This is a genomic window from Paraburkholderia sp., assembly GCF_035948235.1.
GTDB lineage: Bacteria > Pseudomonadota > Gammaproteobacteria > Burkholderiales > Burkholderiaceae > Paraburkholderia.
Genome location: NZ_DASZJJ010000316.1, coordinates 1 through 14,474, shown reverse-complemented (window position 1 = coordinate 14,474; position 14,474 = coordinate 1). Strand labels below are relative to the sequence as shown.

Genomic DNA, 14,474 nt, shown 5'->3' with positions numbered 1-14,474 from the left:
ACGCAGTCGAAAAAAAAGCACACCCGAAGGTGTGCTTTTTTCCTGAGGCGCAGATCGCTTAGCGCACCCGCATGCCCGGCTTCGCGCCGCTATGCGGTTCGAGAATGTACAGGCCCGGTTCGGCCTTTTCGTCCGCCGAGGAAGCGGCGAGCACCATGCCTTCCGACATGCCGAACTTCATCTTGCGCGGCGCGAGGTTCGCGACCATCACGGTGAGCTTGCCCTTGAGGTCTTCCGGCTTGTAGGCCGAACGGATTCCCGAGAACACGTTGCGGGTCTTTTCCTCGCCCACGTCGAGCGTGAGTTGCAGCAGCTTGTCCGAACCTTCGACGATGTTGCAGTCGACGATCAGCGCCACGCGCAGGTCGATCTTCGCGAAGTCGTCGATCGAGATCGTTTCCGGCGCTTCATCTACGGCGGCCTTCTTCGCTTCCTTCGACGCCTTCGACTTCTTGTTCGCATCGGCAGCGGCAGCCGGCGCGTCCGTGGCCTGCAGCGAGTCGCGGTTGGCGGCCAGCAGCGCTTCGATCTGCTTCGGATCGACGCGCGTCATCAGGTGCTTGTACGCGTTGATCGGCTGTTGCGACGACAGCGCGCGGCCCGCATCGGCCCACGTGAGCGGCGCGATTGCGAGGAACTGTTCCACGCCTTCAGCCAGTTGCGGCAGCACGGGCTTGAGCGCGAGCGACAGCAGGCGGAACGCTTCCAGGCTCACGCTGCACGTTTCATGCAGTGCGACGGCGTTGGCCGGGTCCTTGGCCTGTTCCCACGGCTTGGCCGTATCGACGTAACCGTTGACTGCGTCGGCGAGTTCCATCGTCTGACGCAGCGCGCGGCTGTACTCGCGCGCTTCGTAGTGCGCGGCGATCTGCGGGATCGCGGCGCGCATCTGCTCGATGAGCGGATGGTTCATCGCACTGTCCTGCACGCGGCCGTCGAAACGCTTGATGAGGAACCCTGCCGCGCGGCTCGCGATGTTGATGTACTTGCCGACGAGGTCGCTGTTCACGCGCGCCTGGAAGTCCTCGAGGTTCAGGTCGAGGTCTTCCATCGTGCTGTTGAGCTTGGCGGCGAAGTAGTAGCGCAGCCACTCGGGGTTCAGGCCCGTCGTCACATAGCTTTCTGCCGTGATGAAGGTGCCGCGCGACTTCGACATCTTCGCGCCGTCCACCGTCAGGAAGCCGTGCGCGAACACGTTGGTCGGCGTGCGATGGCCCGAGAATTCGAGCATCGCCGGCCAGAACAGCGTGAGGAAGTACAGGATGTCCTTGCCGATGAAGTGGTACTGCTCCGTCTTCGAACCGGGCTTGACCCAGTCGTCGAAGTTCAGGCCGCGCTTCTCGCACAGGTTCTTGAAGCTCGCGTAGTAGCCCACCGGCGCGTCGAGCCACACGTAGAAGTACTTGCCAGGCGCGCCCGGAATTTCAAAACCGAAGTAGGGCGCGTCGCGCGAGATGTCCCAGTCGGCGAGCTTCGATTCGCCCGCGTCGCCCAGCCACTCACGCATCTTGTTGGTCGCTTCCGGCTGTGCGAGACCTGCCACCCAGCCGCGCAGGAAGTCTTCGCAGCGCGGGTCCGAGAGGCGGAAGAAATAGTGCGTCGAGGTCTTACGGATGGGCGTTGCGCCCGAGACCACCGAGTACGGGTTCTTCAGGTCGGTCGGCGCGTAGGTGGAGCCGCACACTTCGCAGTTGTCGCCGTACTGGTCCTTCGCGCCGCACTTCGGGCATTCGCCCTTGATGAAGCGGTCCGGCAGGAACATGTTCTTGACCGGATCGTAGGCCTGCTCGATATCGCGCGTTTCGATGAAACCCGCTTCCTTGAGCGCCAGATACACCGATTCCGAGAGCACGCGGTTCTCGTCCGAATCGGTGGAATAGTAGTTGTCGAACGACACGCCGAAGCTGTCGAAGTCGCGCTTGTGTTCCTGCCAGACGCGCGCGATCAGCTGCTGCGGCGTGAGGCCTTCTTTCTCGGCGCGCAGCATGATGGGCGTGCCGTGGGTGTCGTCGGCACCGACGTAGTAGACCTCGTGGCCGTGCATTCGCAGCGCACGGACCCAGATGTCCGTCTGGATGTACTCGACCAGGTGGCCGATGTGGATCTGGCCGTTCGCATACGGCAGAGCAGACGTGACGAGAATCTGGCGGCCGCTCTGGACGCTGGAGGCGCCGGCGGCGAGGTCGGTGGCGGGTGCTGACATAAGTGGTTGGACGTCCGATGTTGCGGGGGAAACCGCGATTTTAGCAGGGCGGGGGCGCGACGCGTCTGGCTACGGTTCGGGCTGCGCTGTGAGCTGCAAAGCGCCGCGCTACAGAAAACGCGGGCAAAAAAAACCGGGGCAGGATGGCCCCGGAGCAACAACGACAAGAGGAGAATGGTGACGCGGCGGCATGACCGCACACGTACCGTAAAGACAGACAGCGCTATTTCACGAGAGTTCGAAAATTTTTTCGATTCGCTCAAATGATCGTGGAAAGCTTGTGTGGCGGGCTTCAAACGCAAAAGGGACGGCTTTGCAGCCGTCCCTTTTGTCCTGTCGCTGTTTTAGCCGATCAGTTGCCGATGCTTATTGCTGGTGCTGTGCCGTCGCGCGCAGATAGATTTCCACGCGGCGGTTGGCGGTGCGGCCCGCTTCCGTGCTGTTGTCGGCGATCGGCTGCGTGTCGCCACGGCCTTCGGCGGCCATGCGCTGCATCGGGATGCCGCGGCCTGCCAGGTAGTTCACCACGCTCTGCGCGCGATTGACCGACAGCGTCTGGTTGTACGCCGGCTGGCCGGTGTTATCCGTATGGCCCACCACCTGGGCGACGACTTCCGGGTTCTGCTGCAGCGTCTGCGCGACCTGGTCGAGCACCGGCGCGAACGACGGCTTGATCGCGTAGCTGTTGGTGTCGAAGGTCACGTTGCTCGGGATGTTGAGCTTGAGCGAGCCGTCCGGCTGCTCGGTGATCTGCGTGCCGGTGCCCTTGGTGGCGCCCGACAGCTTGTTGTGGATCGCCTGCCAGTTGTAGCCGGTGATGCCGCCGACCAGCGCACCTGCGCCCGCGCCGATCGCCGCGCCCTTGCCGCCGCCGAAGATCGCGCCGATCGCGGCGCCCGTGCCCGCACCGACCCCGGTGCCGACAGCCGTATTCGTGCCTTGCTGGGTTGCGCAGCCGGCCACCAGCGCGCCGGCGATGGCGAAGACGGACAGGCGGGTCAAGATTCTTGTGTTCATTTTCAATCCTCTTCTTGAGTGAAACGGGAAGGCTGCACTGTGCCGCCCGACGGCCCCGACTGCGGTCAGGGTCATAGGACGGCGCGCGACGGCAGCTACTACAATGACGGCTTGAGCGCTTGTCAAAGCGCTGGCCTGGCGCGAAAACACTGCTGCCGCGAAGCGTGCCTTGCCGCAGGAATTTGCGCAATCCAGCTTAACAATTTCTTTCGATTTACGGCGTCAATGCGGCACCCCACGGGGCGTGCGGGACGCCGGGTCGTTCATCCCCACGGAGTTTCAATGAGCATTGATCGGGCATTGGTGGACGCCGCGCTGGCGGCCCTCGCGGATCCGAACACGGGCCGTCCCTACACGACGGCCAAAGGCGTGCGCAACGTCGCGATCGACGGCGAAACGGTTGACGTCGAGATCGTGCTCGGCTATCCGGCGAAGAGCCAATATGACGCGATCCGCGCCCAGGTCCAGGCGGCGCTGGCAGCCGTCCCCGGCGTGAAGGCGAGCCGCGTGACTGTGCGTCACGAAATCGCCGCGCATACGGTGCAGCGCGGTGTGAAGCTGCTGCCGAATGTGAAGAACATCGTGGCGGTCGCCTCGGGCAAGGGCGGCGTCGGCAAGAGCACGACGGCCGTGAACCTCGCGCTGGCGCTGGCCGCCGAAGGCGCCTCGGTCGGCATTCTCGACGCCGATATCTACGGCCCGTCGCTGCCGATGATGCTGGGCATCGAGGGCCGCCCCGAGTCGCCCGACGGCCAGTCGATGAACCCGCTCGAAGGCCACGGCGTGCAGGCCAACTCGATCGGCTTCCTGGTCGATCAGGACAATCCGATGGTCTGGCGCGGCCCGATGGCCACGTCCGCGCTCGAACAACTGCTGCGGCAGACGAACTGGCGCGAGCTTGATTACCTCGTGGTCGACATGCCGCCGGGCACCGGCGACATCCAGCTCACGCTGTCGCAGCGCGTGCCGGTCACGGGCGCCGTGATCGTGACGACGCCGCAGGATATCGCGCTACTCGACGCCAGGAAGGGCCTCAAGATGTTCGAGAAGGTGGGCATTCCGATTCTCGGCATCGTCGAGAACATGGCCGTGCACGTCTGCTCGAACTGCGGTCATGCCGAACACATCTTTGGCGCGGGCGGCGGCGAGCGCATGTCGAAGGACTATGGCGTCGAGGTGCTGGGCAGTCTGCCGCTCGATATCTCGATTCGCGAACAGGCCGATTCGGGCGCGCCGACGGTCGCCGCTGCGCCCGACAGCGCCGTTGCCGGCACCTACAAGGCGATCGCGCGCCGCGTGGCGATCCAGATCGCCGAGCGCTCGCGCGACATGAGCTCGAAATTCCCGACCATCGTGGTGCAGAACACCTGAGCTGCATCGCCCCGGTTTGCGCGTTTTTAAAGGCACGCCGCGTGCGCCTTGCATCACAAGGCCCGCGGCGTGCGCGTTTGCGCGCATTGCAGGGGCACGCGAGGTCCGCGATGGCGCGCGTGCGGGGTATCATGTGGGATTCATGGGTCCGGATCGACAGCCGCAGGGGCGGCCGCGCGCCGGCAAGAGGAATACATGGGTAAAGGAAACGACAGGCAGGCGGGAAGCGCAGTCCTGGTGGCCGTGATCGCGTGCACGCTGCTGGGCGGCTGCACGAGCTTCATGGGACAGCAGGACAAGCGCGCGGGCACGCAATTGCTGCCCACCGTCGGCAATCAGGTGCGCGGCACCGTGTCGTTCGTCGAACATTCGGACGGCGTGCAGGTGAGCTATAACCTCGCCGGCCTGCCGCCCGATTCCGACCACGCCCTGCAGGTTCACGAGCGCGGCGACTGCAACGCCACCGACGCCTCCAGCGCCGGTCCGGTGTTCGCGCCGGCCGCCGAGCGGCTCAAACCCGGCGCGCGCGTAGCGGGCGACCTCGGCAATATTCATGCGGATTCCAACGGCGTGGCCACCGGTTTTATCGTCGCGACCGACGTATCGCTCGACGGCGTGCGCTCGGTCCTGCAGCGCGCGGTGATCGTGCATCATGACGCGATCGACCCGTATGCGTACCCGCAGCGCGGCACGGGCGCCGCGTTGGCGTGCGGCGTGATCAAGGCGCAATGAGCAAGGCGCAATGAGCCGGTAGCAGTAAGCCGCCTGCAACGTGACCTGAACGTTGGCGAAAGCCACCTTAAAGCGCCGTGCGGACTTCATCGAAGCGCGACCGAAGCGCACTTCCAGGCACAGCGACTCACATCGCGTAAAATAGGCGCCTTTCGCAAGGCAGCGCCACGGCCCGACGGCCACGGGCGGGCCTCGCGGGCATTTTCCTGGCTTTATCTTTTTCGTTCCCCGTTTTTTTACTGGACCGCAGCGAGCAACATGGCAATTAAATCCGACAAGTGGATCCGGCGCATGGCCGAAGAGCAGAAGATGATCGAGCCGTTCGCGCGCGACCAGATCCGCACGTCGGAAGACGGCCGCAAGATCGTGAGCTACGGCACTTCCAGCTACGGCTACGACATCCGCTGCGCCGACGAATTCAAGATCTTCACGAACATCAACTCGACCATCGTCGATCCGAAGAACTTCGACGAAAAGTCGTTCGTGGACTTCAAGGGCGACGTCTGCATCATTCCGCCGAACTCGTTCGCGCTCGCGCGCACCGTTGAGTACTTCCGCATTCCGCGCAGCGTCCTGACCGTGTGTCTGGGCAAGTCCACCTATGCGCGCTGCGGCATCATCGTGAACGTCACGCCGTTCGAGCCCGAGTGGGAAGGGTACGTGACGCTCGAATTCTCGAATACGACACCTTTGCCTGCCAAAATCTACGCGAACGAAGGCGTAGCCCAGGTGCTCTTCTTCGAGAGCGACGAGGTCTGCGAAGTCTCATACGCGGATCGCGGCGGCAAGTATCAAGGTCAGCACGGCGTCACGCTGCCGAAGACCTGACGTTCGAGCGCAATCAACCCACCGGATTTACGACATACGGGGACCGCTGCGCGTTACATGCAGCGGTCGTTTCATTTGGAGAATCGCCCATGAAGTTTCGTTTTCCCGTCGTCATCATCGACGAAGACTTTCGCTCCGAGAACATCTCGGGTTCCGGCATCCGGGCACTGGCCGAAGCCATCGAGAAAGAGGGCGCTGAAGTCCTCGGGCTGACGAGCTACGGCGACCTCACGTCGTTCGCGCAGCAGTCGAGCCGCGCCGCGTGCTTCATCCTGTCGATCGACGACGACGAACTGCTGCCCTACGTGGAAGGCGCGGACGGCGAAGCGCCGGAGCACGCGCCCGCGATCGTCGCGCTGCGCGCCTTCATGGAAGCGGTGCGCAAGCGCAACGCCGACATCCCTATCTTCCTGTACGGCGAAACGCGCACCTCGCGCCATCTGCCCAACGACATCCTGCGTGAGCTGCACGGCTTCATTCACATGTTCGAGGACACGCCGGAGTTCGTCGCGCGTCACGTGATTCGCGAAGCGAAGGTGTATCTCGATGCGCTGTCGCCGCCGTTCTTCAAGGAACTCGTCAAGTACGCCGACGAAGGCTCGTACTCGTGGCACTGCCCGGGTCACTCGGGCGGCGTGGCGTTCCTGAAGAACCCGCTTGGCCAGATGTTCCACCAGTTCTTCGGCGAAAACATGCTGCGCGCCGACGTCTGCAACGCCGTGGAAGAACTCGGCCAGCTGCTCGATCACACCGGCCCGGTCGCGGCTTCGGAGCGCAACGCCGCGCGCATTTTCAGCGCCGACCACGTGTTCTTCGTGACCAACGGCACGTCCACGTCGAACAAGATCGTCTGGCACGCCACGGTCGCGCCTGGCGACATCGTGCTGGTCGACCGTAACTGCCACAAGTCGATCCTGCACGCGATCACGATGACGGGCGCGATTCCCGTGTTCCTCACGCCCACGCGTAACAACTTCGGCATCATCGGCCCGATCCCGCGCGACGAGTTCAAGCCGGAAAACATCCGCAAGAAGATCGAGGCGAATCCGTTCGCCCGCGAAGTGCTGGCGAAGAACCCCAACGTCAAGCCGCGCATTCTGACGATCACGCAGAGCACCTATGACGGCGTGGTCTACAACGTCGAGATGATCAAGGATCTGCTCGGCGATATGCTCGACACGCTGCACTTCGACGAAGCCTGGCTGCCGCACGCCGAGTTCCACGAGTTCTACCAGGACATGCACGCGATTGGCGCGGGTCGTCCGCGCACCAAGGCGCTGGTGTTCGCGACGCACTCCACGCACAAACTGCTGGCCGGCATCTCGCAGGCTTCGCAGATCGTGGTGCAGGACTCGGAAGACAGCGCGTTCGACCGCCACCGCTTCAACGAAGCGTACCTGATGCACACGTCCACCTCGCCGCAATACGCGATCATCGCGTCGTGCGACGTGGCCGCGGCGATGATGGAAGCGCCGGGCGGCCCGGCACTGGTGGAAGAGTCGATCGCCGAAGCGCTCGACTTCCGCCGCGCCATGCGCAAGGTGGACGCCGAATACGGCGACGACTGGTTCTTCCAGGTCTGGGGTCCGGAGGATCTGGCCGAAGAAGGCATCGGTTCGCGCGAAGACTGGATCCTACGCCCGAACGACCACTGGCACGGCTTCGGCAACCTCGCCGAAGGCTTCAACATGCTCGACCCGATCAAGGCGACCATCGTCACGCCGGGTCTGGACGTGGACGGCGAATTCGGCGAGACCGGCATTCCGGCCGCGATCGTCACGAAGTACCTGGCCGAGCACGGCATCATCGTCGAGAAGACGGGTCTCTACTCGTTCTTCATCATGTTCACGATCGGCATCACCAAGGGCCGCTGGAACTCGATGGTGACGGAGCTCCAGCAGTTCAAGGACGACTACGACAACAACCAGCCGCTGTGGCGCGTGCTGCCCGAGTTCGTCGCGCAACATCCGATGTACGAGCGCGTGGGCCTGCGCGATCTGTGCCAGCAGATCCACAGCGTCTACCGCGCCAACGACATCGCGCGCCTGACGACCGAGATGTACCTGTCGACGATGGAGCCGGCGATGAAGCCGTCCGACGCGTTCGCCAAGCTCGCGCACCGCGAGATCGACCGCGTGGCCATCGACGAACTCGAAGGCCGCGTCACGTCGATCCTGCTCACGCCGTACCCGCCGGGCATTCCGCTGCTGATTCCGGGCGAGCGCTTCAACAAGACGATCGTGAACTACCTCAAGTTCGCGCGCGAATTCAACGAGCGCTTCCCGGGCTTCCACACCGACATCCACGGACTCGTGGGCGAGACCATCAACGGCCGCATCGAGTACTTCGTGGATTGCGTGCGCGCCTGAGCACGGGGGCACGCGGCATGACGGTGCGGCTTTTGCGTTCGCTATTGCGTTCTTGCGCGACGACCTGGACGCTGGCGGCGCTGCTAATTGCAGCGCCGGCGGCGCACGCCGAAGTCTCGGCGGCCGATCCGATCGACGCGGGCATGCGCGCGTGTGCCGCGCGCGCGGACCGTTCGTCGACGGCAGGGCAGGTGCAGTGCATGGACGATGCGCGCACGGCCTGGCGCAGCGCCGCCGACGCCGCGCTCGCGCAACTGTTGACGAAGCTGCCGCCCGCGCAGCAACGCCGCTGGCGCGCGAGCCAGCAGAAGTGGGTGGCCTGGCGCGACGCCGAAGATACGATGCTCGGCGCCGCTTTCGCTACCACGAGCGGTTCGTCGTATCAGCTTTACGAGTCCGATATGCGTCTGCAGCCGGTGCGCGATCGGGCGCTGGCGCTGCGCGCCGAAGTCGCGACGGCGTCGGACAAGCCGGTGCGCGCGCGTGCCTGTAGCGCCGATGCGCGCTGCGAACACGTGAGCTACGACCTGAACCGCTACTACCGTCAGCTCTATGCGCGTATGCCGAAGCACGCGCGGCCCGCCGTGGCGCGCGCGCAAAGCGCGTGGCGCGCGTACCGCGATGCGACCACGCCGCTCATCGACGAACATGCGCGGCTCGATCTGCTTGGCGCGCGCCTCGCGACGCTCAAGCGTCTGGCGGAGACGGTCAATAACCGCTAAGCCGCGGGACTGCTGCGAAACCCCATAAAAAAAGGCGTGAATCCTTGCGATTCACGCCTTTTTCTTTTTGCCTGCCGATTGCGTTCTAATCAATCGAGCACGCACTTATCCGGTGCTGGCTCGGGCAACGTGGTCGGGTCGCCGAGCAGATCGTGCAGCGCGGCCTCGATGCCGATCGACATGGTATTGAGCGCGAGATCGTTGTCCTCGGTGCCGAACGGGTCTTCGATCTGCGAGGCGATCGCCTCGTGCGCCATGAACGCGTAAGCCACGAACACCGCGAAGATCGGCGTGAGCGCGCCGATGCTGTCCACCAGGCCGAAGGGCAAGAGCGCGCAGAAGAAGTACACCGTGCGGTGGATCATCACCGTATACGCGAAGGGTAGCGGCGTCGAAACGATGCGCTCGCAACCGCCGATCACATCGGACAAACCATTGAGATTGCGCTCGAAAGCGAGCACGGCATAGCCGTCCACGCGGCCCGCGCGCACTTCGCCGCGCAGCCATTCGGACGCACACAGCACCAGCGTCATGGGGCGGAAACGCGAGGCCATGACACGCTCCAACACTTCACGTGGCAAACGCGCTTCGAGATCCGTGCGCGGATCTGTGCGGCGCAGTTGATGGCGCAGCGCATGGGGCAGGGCGCACAGCAGCTCGATGAAGGGGCGGGCATGCGCCGGAGCATCCTCGCCTTGCACGAGCGCGAGCGACTGGCGCGCCAGCGAGCGCGTCTCATTGAGCATTTGCCCCCACAGCTTGCGGCCTTCCCAGTAGCGGTCGTAGCTGGCGTTATTGCGAAAGCCGAGAAAGACGGCCAGCGCAATGCCGATCAGCGAGAACGGCACCGTGCTCATGTTCACCGTGATGCGCAGGATGTGATCGTGCGCGGCCACGGCCACGAACGACAGGCACAGCACGATAAACAGGCGCGGCAGCAGTTGCGGCAGCACGGAACCGCGCCACGCCAGCAGCATGCGGAACCAGTTGAGATGAGGGCGGACGATCATGAGTGCGTGCAGGTCTGGGCCGGACGGGCAACCCTGCAAAGATACGATGCCAGGGCGTGCTTCGGCAAAAAATGATAGCCGCGTCGGACCTGCGGCGGGCGCACACTTCACGCAATTGGGGGCGGGTACAGCGCGCCGATCTGCGTACAGAAGACAAACGGGGCGCGCGACGGTGATTGTCGCGCGCCCCGTTTCAGGACGTCAGGCGTGTCGGGCGCTTACTTGAGCGCTGCGCGCGCCGCTGCGATCGCCGCACGCACTTGCTCCGGCGCGGTGCCGCCCGGATGGTTGCGCGCCGAAACCGAGCCTTCCAGCGTCAGCACTTCGAACACGTCGTCGGCCAGCAGATGCGCGACCGCCGGCAGTTCGCTGCGCATTTCGTCGAGCGTGAGATCGGCCAGATCGCAGTTGCGGTCCACGCAGATCCGCACCGCGTGCGCGACGGCTTCGTGCGCATCACGGAACGGCAGGCCCTTCTTCACGAGGTAGTCGGCCAGATCGGTGGCCGTCGAGAAGCCCTGCAGCGCGGCTGCGCGCATCGCTTCTTCCTTGACCGTGATGCCTGCGACCATTTCCGCGAAGATGCGCAGCGTGTCCGCGACCGTATCGACGGTATCGAACAGCGGCTCCTTGTCTTCCTGGTTGTCCTTGTTGTACGCGAGCGGCTGGCCCTTCATCAGCGTGAGCAGGCCCATCAGATGGCCGTTCACGCGGCCGGTCTTGCCGCGCGCGAGTTCGGGCACGTCCGGGTTCTTCTTTTGCGGCATGATCGACGAGCCGGTGCAGAAGCGGTCGGCGATGTCGATAAAGCCCACGCGCGGGCTCATCCACAGCACCAGTTCTTCCGAGAAGCGCGAGACGTGCGTCATCACGAGCGCCGCGGCAGCCGTGAATTCGATCGCGAAGTCGCGATCCGACACGGCGTCGAGCGAGTTCGCGCAGATGCCGTCGAAGCCCAGTGTCTTCGCCACGGCGTGACGGTCGATCGGGTAGCTGGTGCCCGCGAGCGCCGCCGCGCCCAGCGGCAGACGGTTCACGCGCTTGCGGCAGTCGACCATGCGCTCGGCGTCGCGCGAGAACATTTCCACGTAGGCGAGCAGGTGATGGCCGAAGGTGACCGGCTGCGCCACCTGCAGGTGGGTGAAGCCCGGCATGATCGTGCCCGAATGCTGTTCGGCCAGATCGAGCAGCGCGCCGCGCAGATCGCCCAGCAGGCCGCCGATGCGGTCGATTTCGCCGCGCAGCCACAGGCGGATGTCGGTGGCGACCTGGTCGTTACGCGAGCGGCCCGTGTGCAGGCGCTTGCCGGCATCGCCGATCAGGGCCGTGAGGCGCGCTTCGATGTTCAGGTGCACGTCTTCGAGGTCGAGCTTCCACTCGAATTCGCCGCGCTCGATCTCACCCTTGATCTGCGCCATGCCGCCTTGAATCGCGGCGAGGTCGTCGGCGGAGATGATCTTCTGCGCGGCCAGCATCGACGCGTGCGCGAGCGACCCCTCGATATCGACGAGGCCAAGACGCTTGTCGAAGAAAACCGACGACGTATAGCGTTTGACCAGCTCCGACATGGGCTCGGAGAAGCGAGCCGACCAGGCTTCGCCTTTTTTGTGCAGTTGGGACGTCATGGTGATGGGGCGTGAACGAGCGGTGAGAAAAGCGTGCCGCGCGGCAGGGCGCTTGAAGCGGGGCCTGGCGCCATGAGCAGCGGGAAAGTAAAGGATTTTACCATCGGCGCGCGGCGCGTCCCGGCCCGCGCGCGGCGGCTACAGCCGCACCAGCACGACCAGCTTGAGGTCTTCGCGGTGCGCGGGCTTCAGCGTGATCTGGTCGTAGGCGATGCGGCCGTGGCGCGGATGGTTGAACTCGCGCCGTCCGCCCTCGCGCTCGAACACGTCCTGGGAGGCCCAGTAGCGCGCGAATTCGTCGCTCGTGGCCAGCAGCGAGTCGATCAGCGCGCGCGTGGGCGCATCGTTCAGATGACGGATCGAGTCGGCGCGGAATTCGGCGGCAAGACGCCGCGCGCGCGTTTCCCAGTCGACGATCAACTCGCGCCCGAGCGCCTGCGTGAAGGTGAAGCGCAGCAGATTGCGGTCGTGCTCGCCGTCCAGCCAGCCGGTGAACAGATCGGCGGCGTGGGCGTTCCAGGCAAGCGCGGTCCACTGGCGGTCGAGCACATAGGCGGGCGCATCCACCAGTTGCACGGTTTGCAGCAGCGTTTCGGGCGCGGCGCCGGCGCCGGGCGCGTCGGGTTCGGCCGGGTCGCGCTGGGCGGCCAGTTCGAACAGATAGGCGCGTTCGGCGCGCGACAGGCGCAGCGCCACGGCAATGCGCGCGAGCGCGTCCGCCGATGCCGAGACCGGGCGGCCTTGTTCGATCCATGTGTACCAGGTGGGGCTCACGCCGCATAACTGGGCGACTTCCTCGCGGCGCAGGCCAGGCGTGCGGCGGCGCGGGCCGGGCGGCAAGCCGACTTCCTCGGGCGAAAGCCGCTCGCGATGGGCGCGGATAAATTCGCCGAGCGCGCGCGCGGGCGTGGCGTCGAGGGTTTTGGCGGAAGCGGCGTCGTGCGGCGCTGCGGGGGTATCGGTGCTCATGGTGCTGGGGCAGGTGCTGTTGATACCAGAATAACTGCTTAACTTGTACTGGTACAGATGGGGCTCTATTGTAGCGGCACGCCCTCTAAAAAACCCCGCAAACAGGAGCATGCGATGAAACATCACGATCAGGTTGCCGACGCCTTCGGTTCGACCGCCGCCGCCTACCTCACGAGCCAGGTCCACGCGAGCGGCGCGGATCTGGACAACCTCGCCGCCACCTTCGCGGCTACCTGCGGCAATGCGTCGGTGCTGGACATGGGTTGCGGCGCTGGGCACGCAAGCTTTGCTGTTGCGCCCCACGTGCGCGAAGTCGTGGCCTACGACATCGCGCCGCAGATGCTCGCAACCGTGGAAGCCGCCGCGAAAGAGCGCGGTTTGACCAGCATTCGCACGCAGCAGGGCGCCGCCGAGACGCTGCCGTTCGCGGACGCCAGCTTCAACTGGGCGATCAGCCGTATGAGCGCGCACCACTGGCGCGACGTGCCGCGCGCGCTCGCCGACGTGCACCGCGTGCTCAAGCCGGGCGGGCGCATCAAGTTCATCGATATCGCCGGTATCGACGATCCGCTTTTCGACACGCATATCCAGGCGGTGGAAGTGCTGCGCGACGCCTCGCATATCCGCGACTATCGCGCCGACGAGTGGATCGCGATGTTCGATCGCGCGGGCTTCGACGCGACAGTGAGCGAGCGCTGGCGCATCGATATCGACTTCGATACGTGGGTGGCGCGCATGCGCACGCCGCCCGAGCGTGTGGCGGCGATCCGCTCGATGTGGGCGAGCGCGCCCGATGAGGTGAAGCAGTATTTCGATGTGCAGGCCGACGGCTCGTTCAAGCTCGATGCGTTCATGATCGAGGGGACGCGGCGGGATTAAAGCCAGGGCGACGTGGCGGTCAGTGCATGGGCGACGTGTGCTCTCACGGCTCGTTGGACGCGCCTCTTCGCCGTGGAATATCGACGAGGTCGGGCATGCTGCCGCCTCGTGTGGCAATCCGCCTGGCCGTTTGAACGCGAATGAACGTTTCGATGGCAACGCGAAATAGCTCGGACTTTTCCATGCCTGGATCGGCCATTTCGAGCGCTTTTTCGTAAAGCGCGTCGTCAAGCGTGACGGTTATTCGCACGACGTACTCCTTGATTCCAGATTCGATGCGGTGAGGTCCGTCTATCGTGCCATTGCCCCCAAAAGAAAAAAGCCTCGCAGATCAACAATCTGCGAGGCTTTTCCGCACATCCTTAACGCTCGACCCGGCTCAACCCGTATTACGCAACCCAGCCGCAATCCCGTTGATCGTCAAATGAATCCCGCGGCGCACGCGCGGGCTCGGGTCGCCGGCGCGGTAGCGCTTGATCAGCTCGACCTGCAAGTGGTTGAGCGGATCGAGGTACGGGAAACGATTCTTGATCGAACGCGCGAGTAGCGGGTTATCGGCCAGACGGCCGTTCGAACCCGTGATCTCGTCGAGCACCTTCGTCGTGCGTTCCCACTCCGCGACGATGCGCTCGAACACATGCTTGCGCAGCTTCTTGTCCGCGACAAGCTGCGCATAGCGCGACGCCACCGCCAGATCCGTCTTCGCCAGCGTCATGTCCATGTTCGAGAGCAGGTTCGAGAAGAACGGC

The 14,474-nt window shown here is 64.6% G+C and carries 13 protein-coding genes; 6 read left to right on the top strand and 7 right to left on the bottom strand.

What is annotated here, in order from left to right:
- Positions 1–58 precede the first annotated feature (58 nt).
- Both metG and VG320_RS28000 read right to left on the bottom strand, forming a co-directional pair.
- Positions 59–2,203 carry a methionine--tRNA ligase gene (gene metG / locus VG320_RS28005; RefSeq protein WP_327203323.1) on the bottom strand — a complete coding sequence of 715 codons (2,145 nt, stop codon included), beginning with the start codon at positions 2,201–2,203 and terminating at the stop codon, positions 59–61.
- 366 nt (positions 2,204–2,569) lie between these two features.
- Positions 2,570–3,220 (bottom strand): OmpA family protein, encoded by a 651-nt coding sequence (locus tag VG320_RS28000; RefSeq protein ID WP_327203322.1) that lies wholly within the window; start codon positions 3,218–3,220, stop codon positions 2,570–2,572.
- Positions 3,221–3,502: 282 nt separating this feature from the next.
- On the opposite strand from VG320_RS28000, the gene apbC reads away from it, so the two are divergent.
- The 5 genes from apbC (at position 3,503) to VG320_RS27975 (ending at position 9,242) form a co-directional block, all read left to right on the top strand.
- Positions 3,503–4,591 carry an iron-sulfur cluster carrier protein ApbC gene (gene apbC, locus VG320_RS27995; RefSeq protein WP_327203321.1) on the top strand — a complete coding sequence of 363 codons (1,089 nt, stop codon included), beginning with the start codon at positions 3,503–3,505 and terminating at the stop codon, positions 4,589–4,591.
- A 195-nt stretch (positions 4,592–4,786) separates the two neighbouring features.
- Positions 4,787–5,323, top strand: a complete 537-nt coding sequence (locus VG320_RS27990) for a superoxide dismutase family protein (RefSeq protein ID WP_327203320.1) — start codon at positions 4,787–4,789, stop codon at positions 5,321–5,323.
- A gap of 258 nt (positions 5,324–5,581) precedes the next feature.
- The gene (gene dcd, locus VG320_RS27985; RefSeq protein WP_327203319.1) at positions 5,582–6,151 is read left to right on the top strand and encodes a dCTP deaminase; all 570 of its coding nucleotides are present in this window, start codon (positions 5,582–5,584) and stop codon (positions 6,149–6,151) included.
- Between the two features lie 89 nt (positions 6,152–6,240).
- Entirely contained in the window at positions 6,241–8,520 is a 2,280-nt protein-coding gene (locus VG320_RS27980) for an arginine/lysine/ornithine decarboxylase (protein WP_327203318.1), read from the top strand.
- A 17-nt stretch (positions 8,521–8,537) separates the two neighbouring features.
- Positions 8,538–9,242, top strand: a complete 705-nt coding sequence (locus VG320_RS27975; protein ID WP_414696138.1) for a lysozyme inhibitor LprI family protein — start codon at positions 8,538–8,540, stop codon at positions 9,240–9,242.
- Positions 9,243–9,331: 89 nt separating this feature from the next.
- Here the strand turns inward: VG320_RS27975 and VG320_RS27970 are convergent, their stop codons facing one another.
- The 3 genes from VG320_RS27970 to VG320_RS27960 all read right to left on the bottom strand — a co-directional run bounded on the left by VG320_RS27970 (position 9,332) and on the right by VG320_RS27960 (position 12,846).
- On the bottom strand, positions 9,332–10,252 hold the full coding sequence (locus tag VG320_RS27970) for a bestrophin family protein (RefSeq protein WP_327203316.1): 921 nt from the start codon (positions 10,250–10,252) through the stop codon (positions 9,332–9,334).
- Positions 10,253–10,470: 218 nt separating this feature from the next.
- Positions 10,471–11,877 (bottom strand): argininosuccinate lyase, encoded by a 1,407-nt coding sequence (gene argH / locus VG320_RS27965; RefSeq protein WP_327203315.1) that lies wholly within the window; start codon positions 11,875–11,877, stop codon positions 10,471–10,473.
- Between the two features lie 138 nt (positions 11,878–12,015).
- Positions 12,016–12,846 carry a helix-turn-helix transcriptional regulator gene (locus tag VG320_RS27960; protein WP_327203314.1) on the bottom strand — a complete coding sequence of 277 codons (831 nt, stop codon included), beginning with the start codon at positions 12,844–12,846 and terminating at the stop codon, positions 12,016–12,018.
- A gap of 114 nt (positions 12,847–12,960) precedes the next feature.
- On the opposite strand from VG320_RS27960, the gene VG320_RS27955 reads away from it, so the two are divergent.
- The gene (locus tag VG320_RS27955; protein WP_327203313.1) at positions 12,961–13,725 is read left to right on the top strand and encodes a class I SAM-dependent methyltransferase; all 765 of its coding nucleotides are present in this window, start codon (positions 12,961–12,963) and stop codon (positions 13,723–13,725) included.
- Positions 13,726–13,768: 43 nt separating this feature from the next.
- Here the strand turns inward: VG320_RS27955 and VG320_RS27950 are convergent, their stop codons facing one another.
- Both VG320_RS27950 and VG320_RS27945 read right to left on the bottom strand, forming a co-directional pair.
- Entirely contained in the window at positions 13,769–13,975 is a 207-nt protein-coding gene (locus VG320_RS27950; protein ID WP_327203312.1) for a type II toxin-antitoxin system VapB family antitoxin, read from the bottom strand.
- Positions 13,976–14,104: 129 nt separating this feature from the next.
- On the bottom strand, positions 14,105–14,474 hold a 370-nt coding region (locus VG320_RS27945), incomplete at its 5' end, for a phosphoenolpyruvate carboxylase (RefSeq protein ID WP_327203311.1).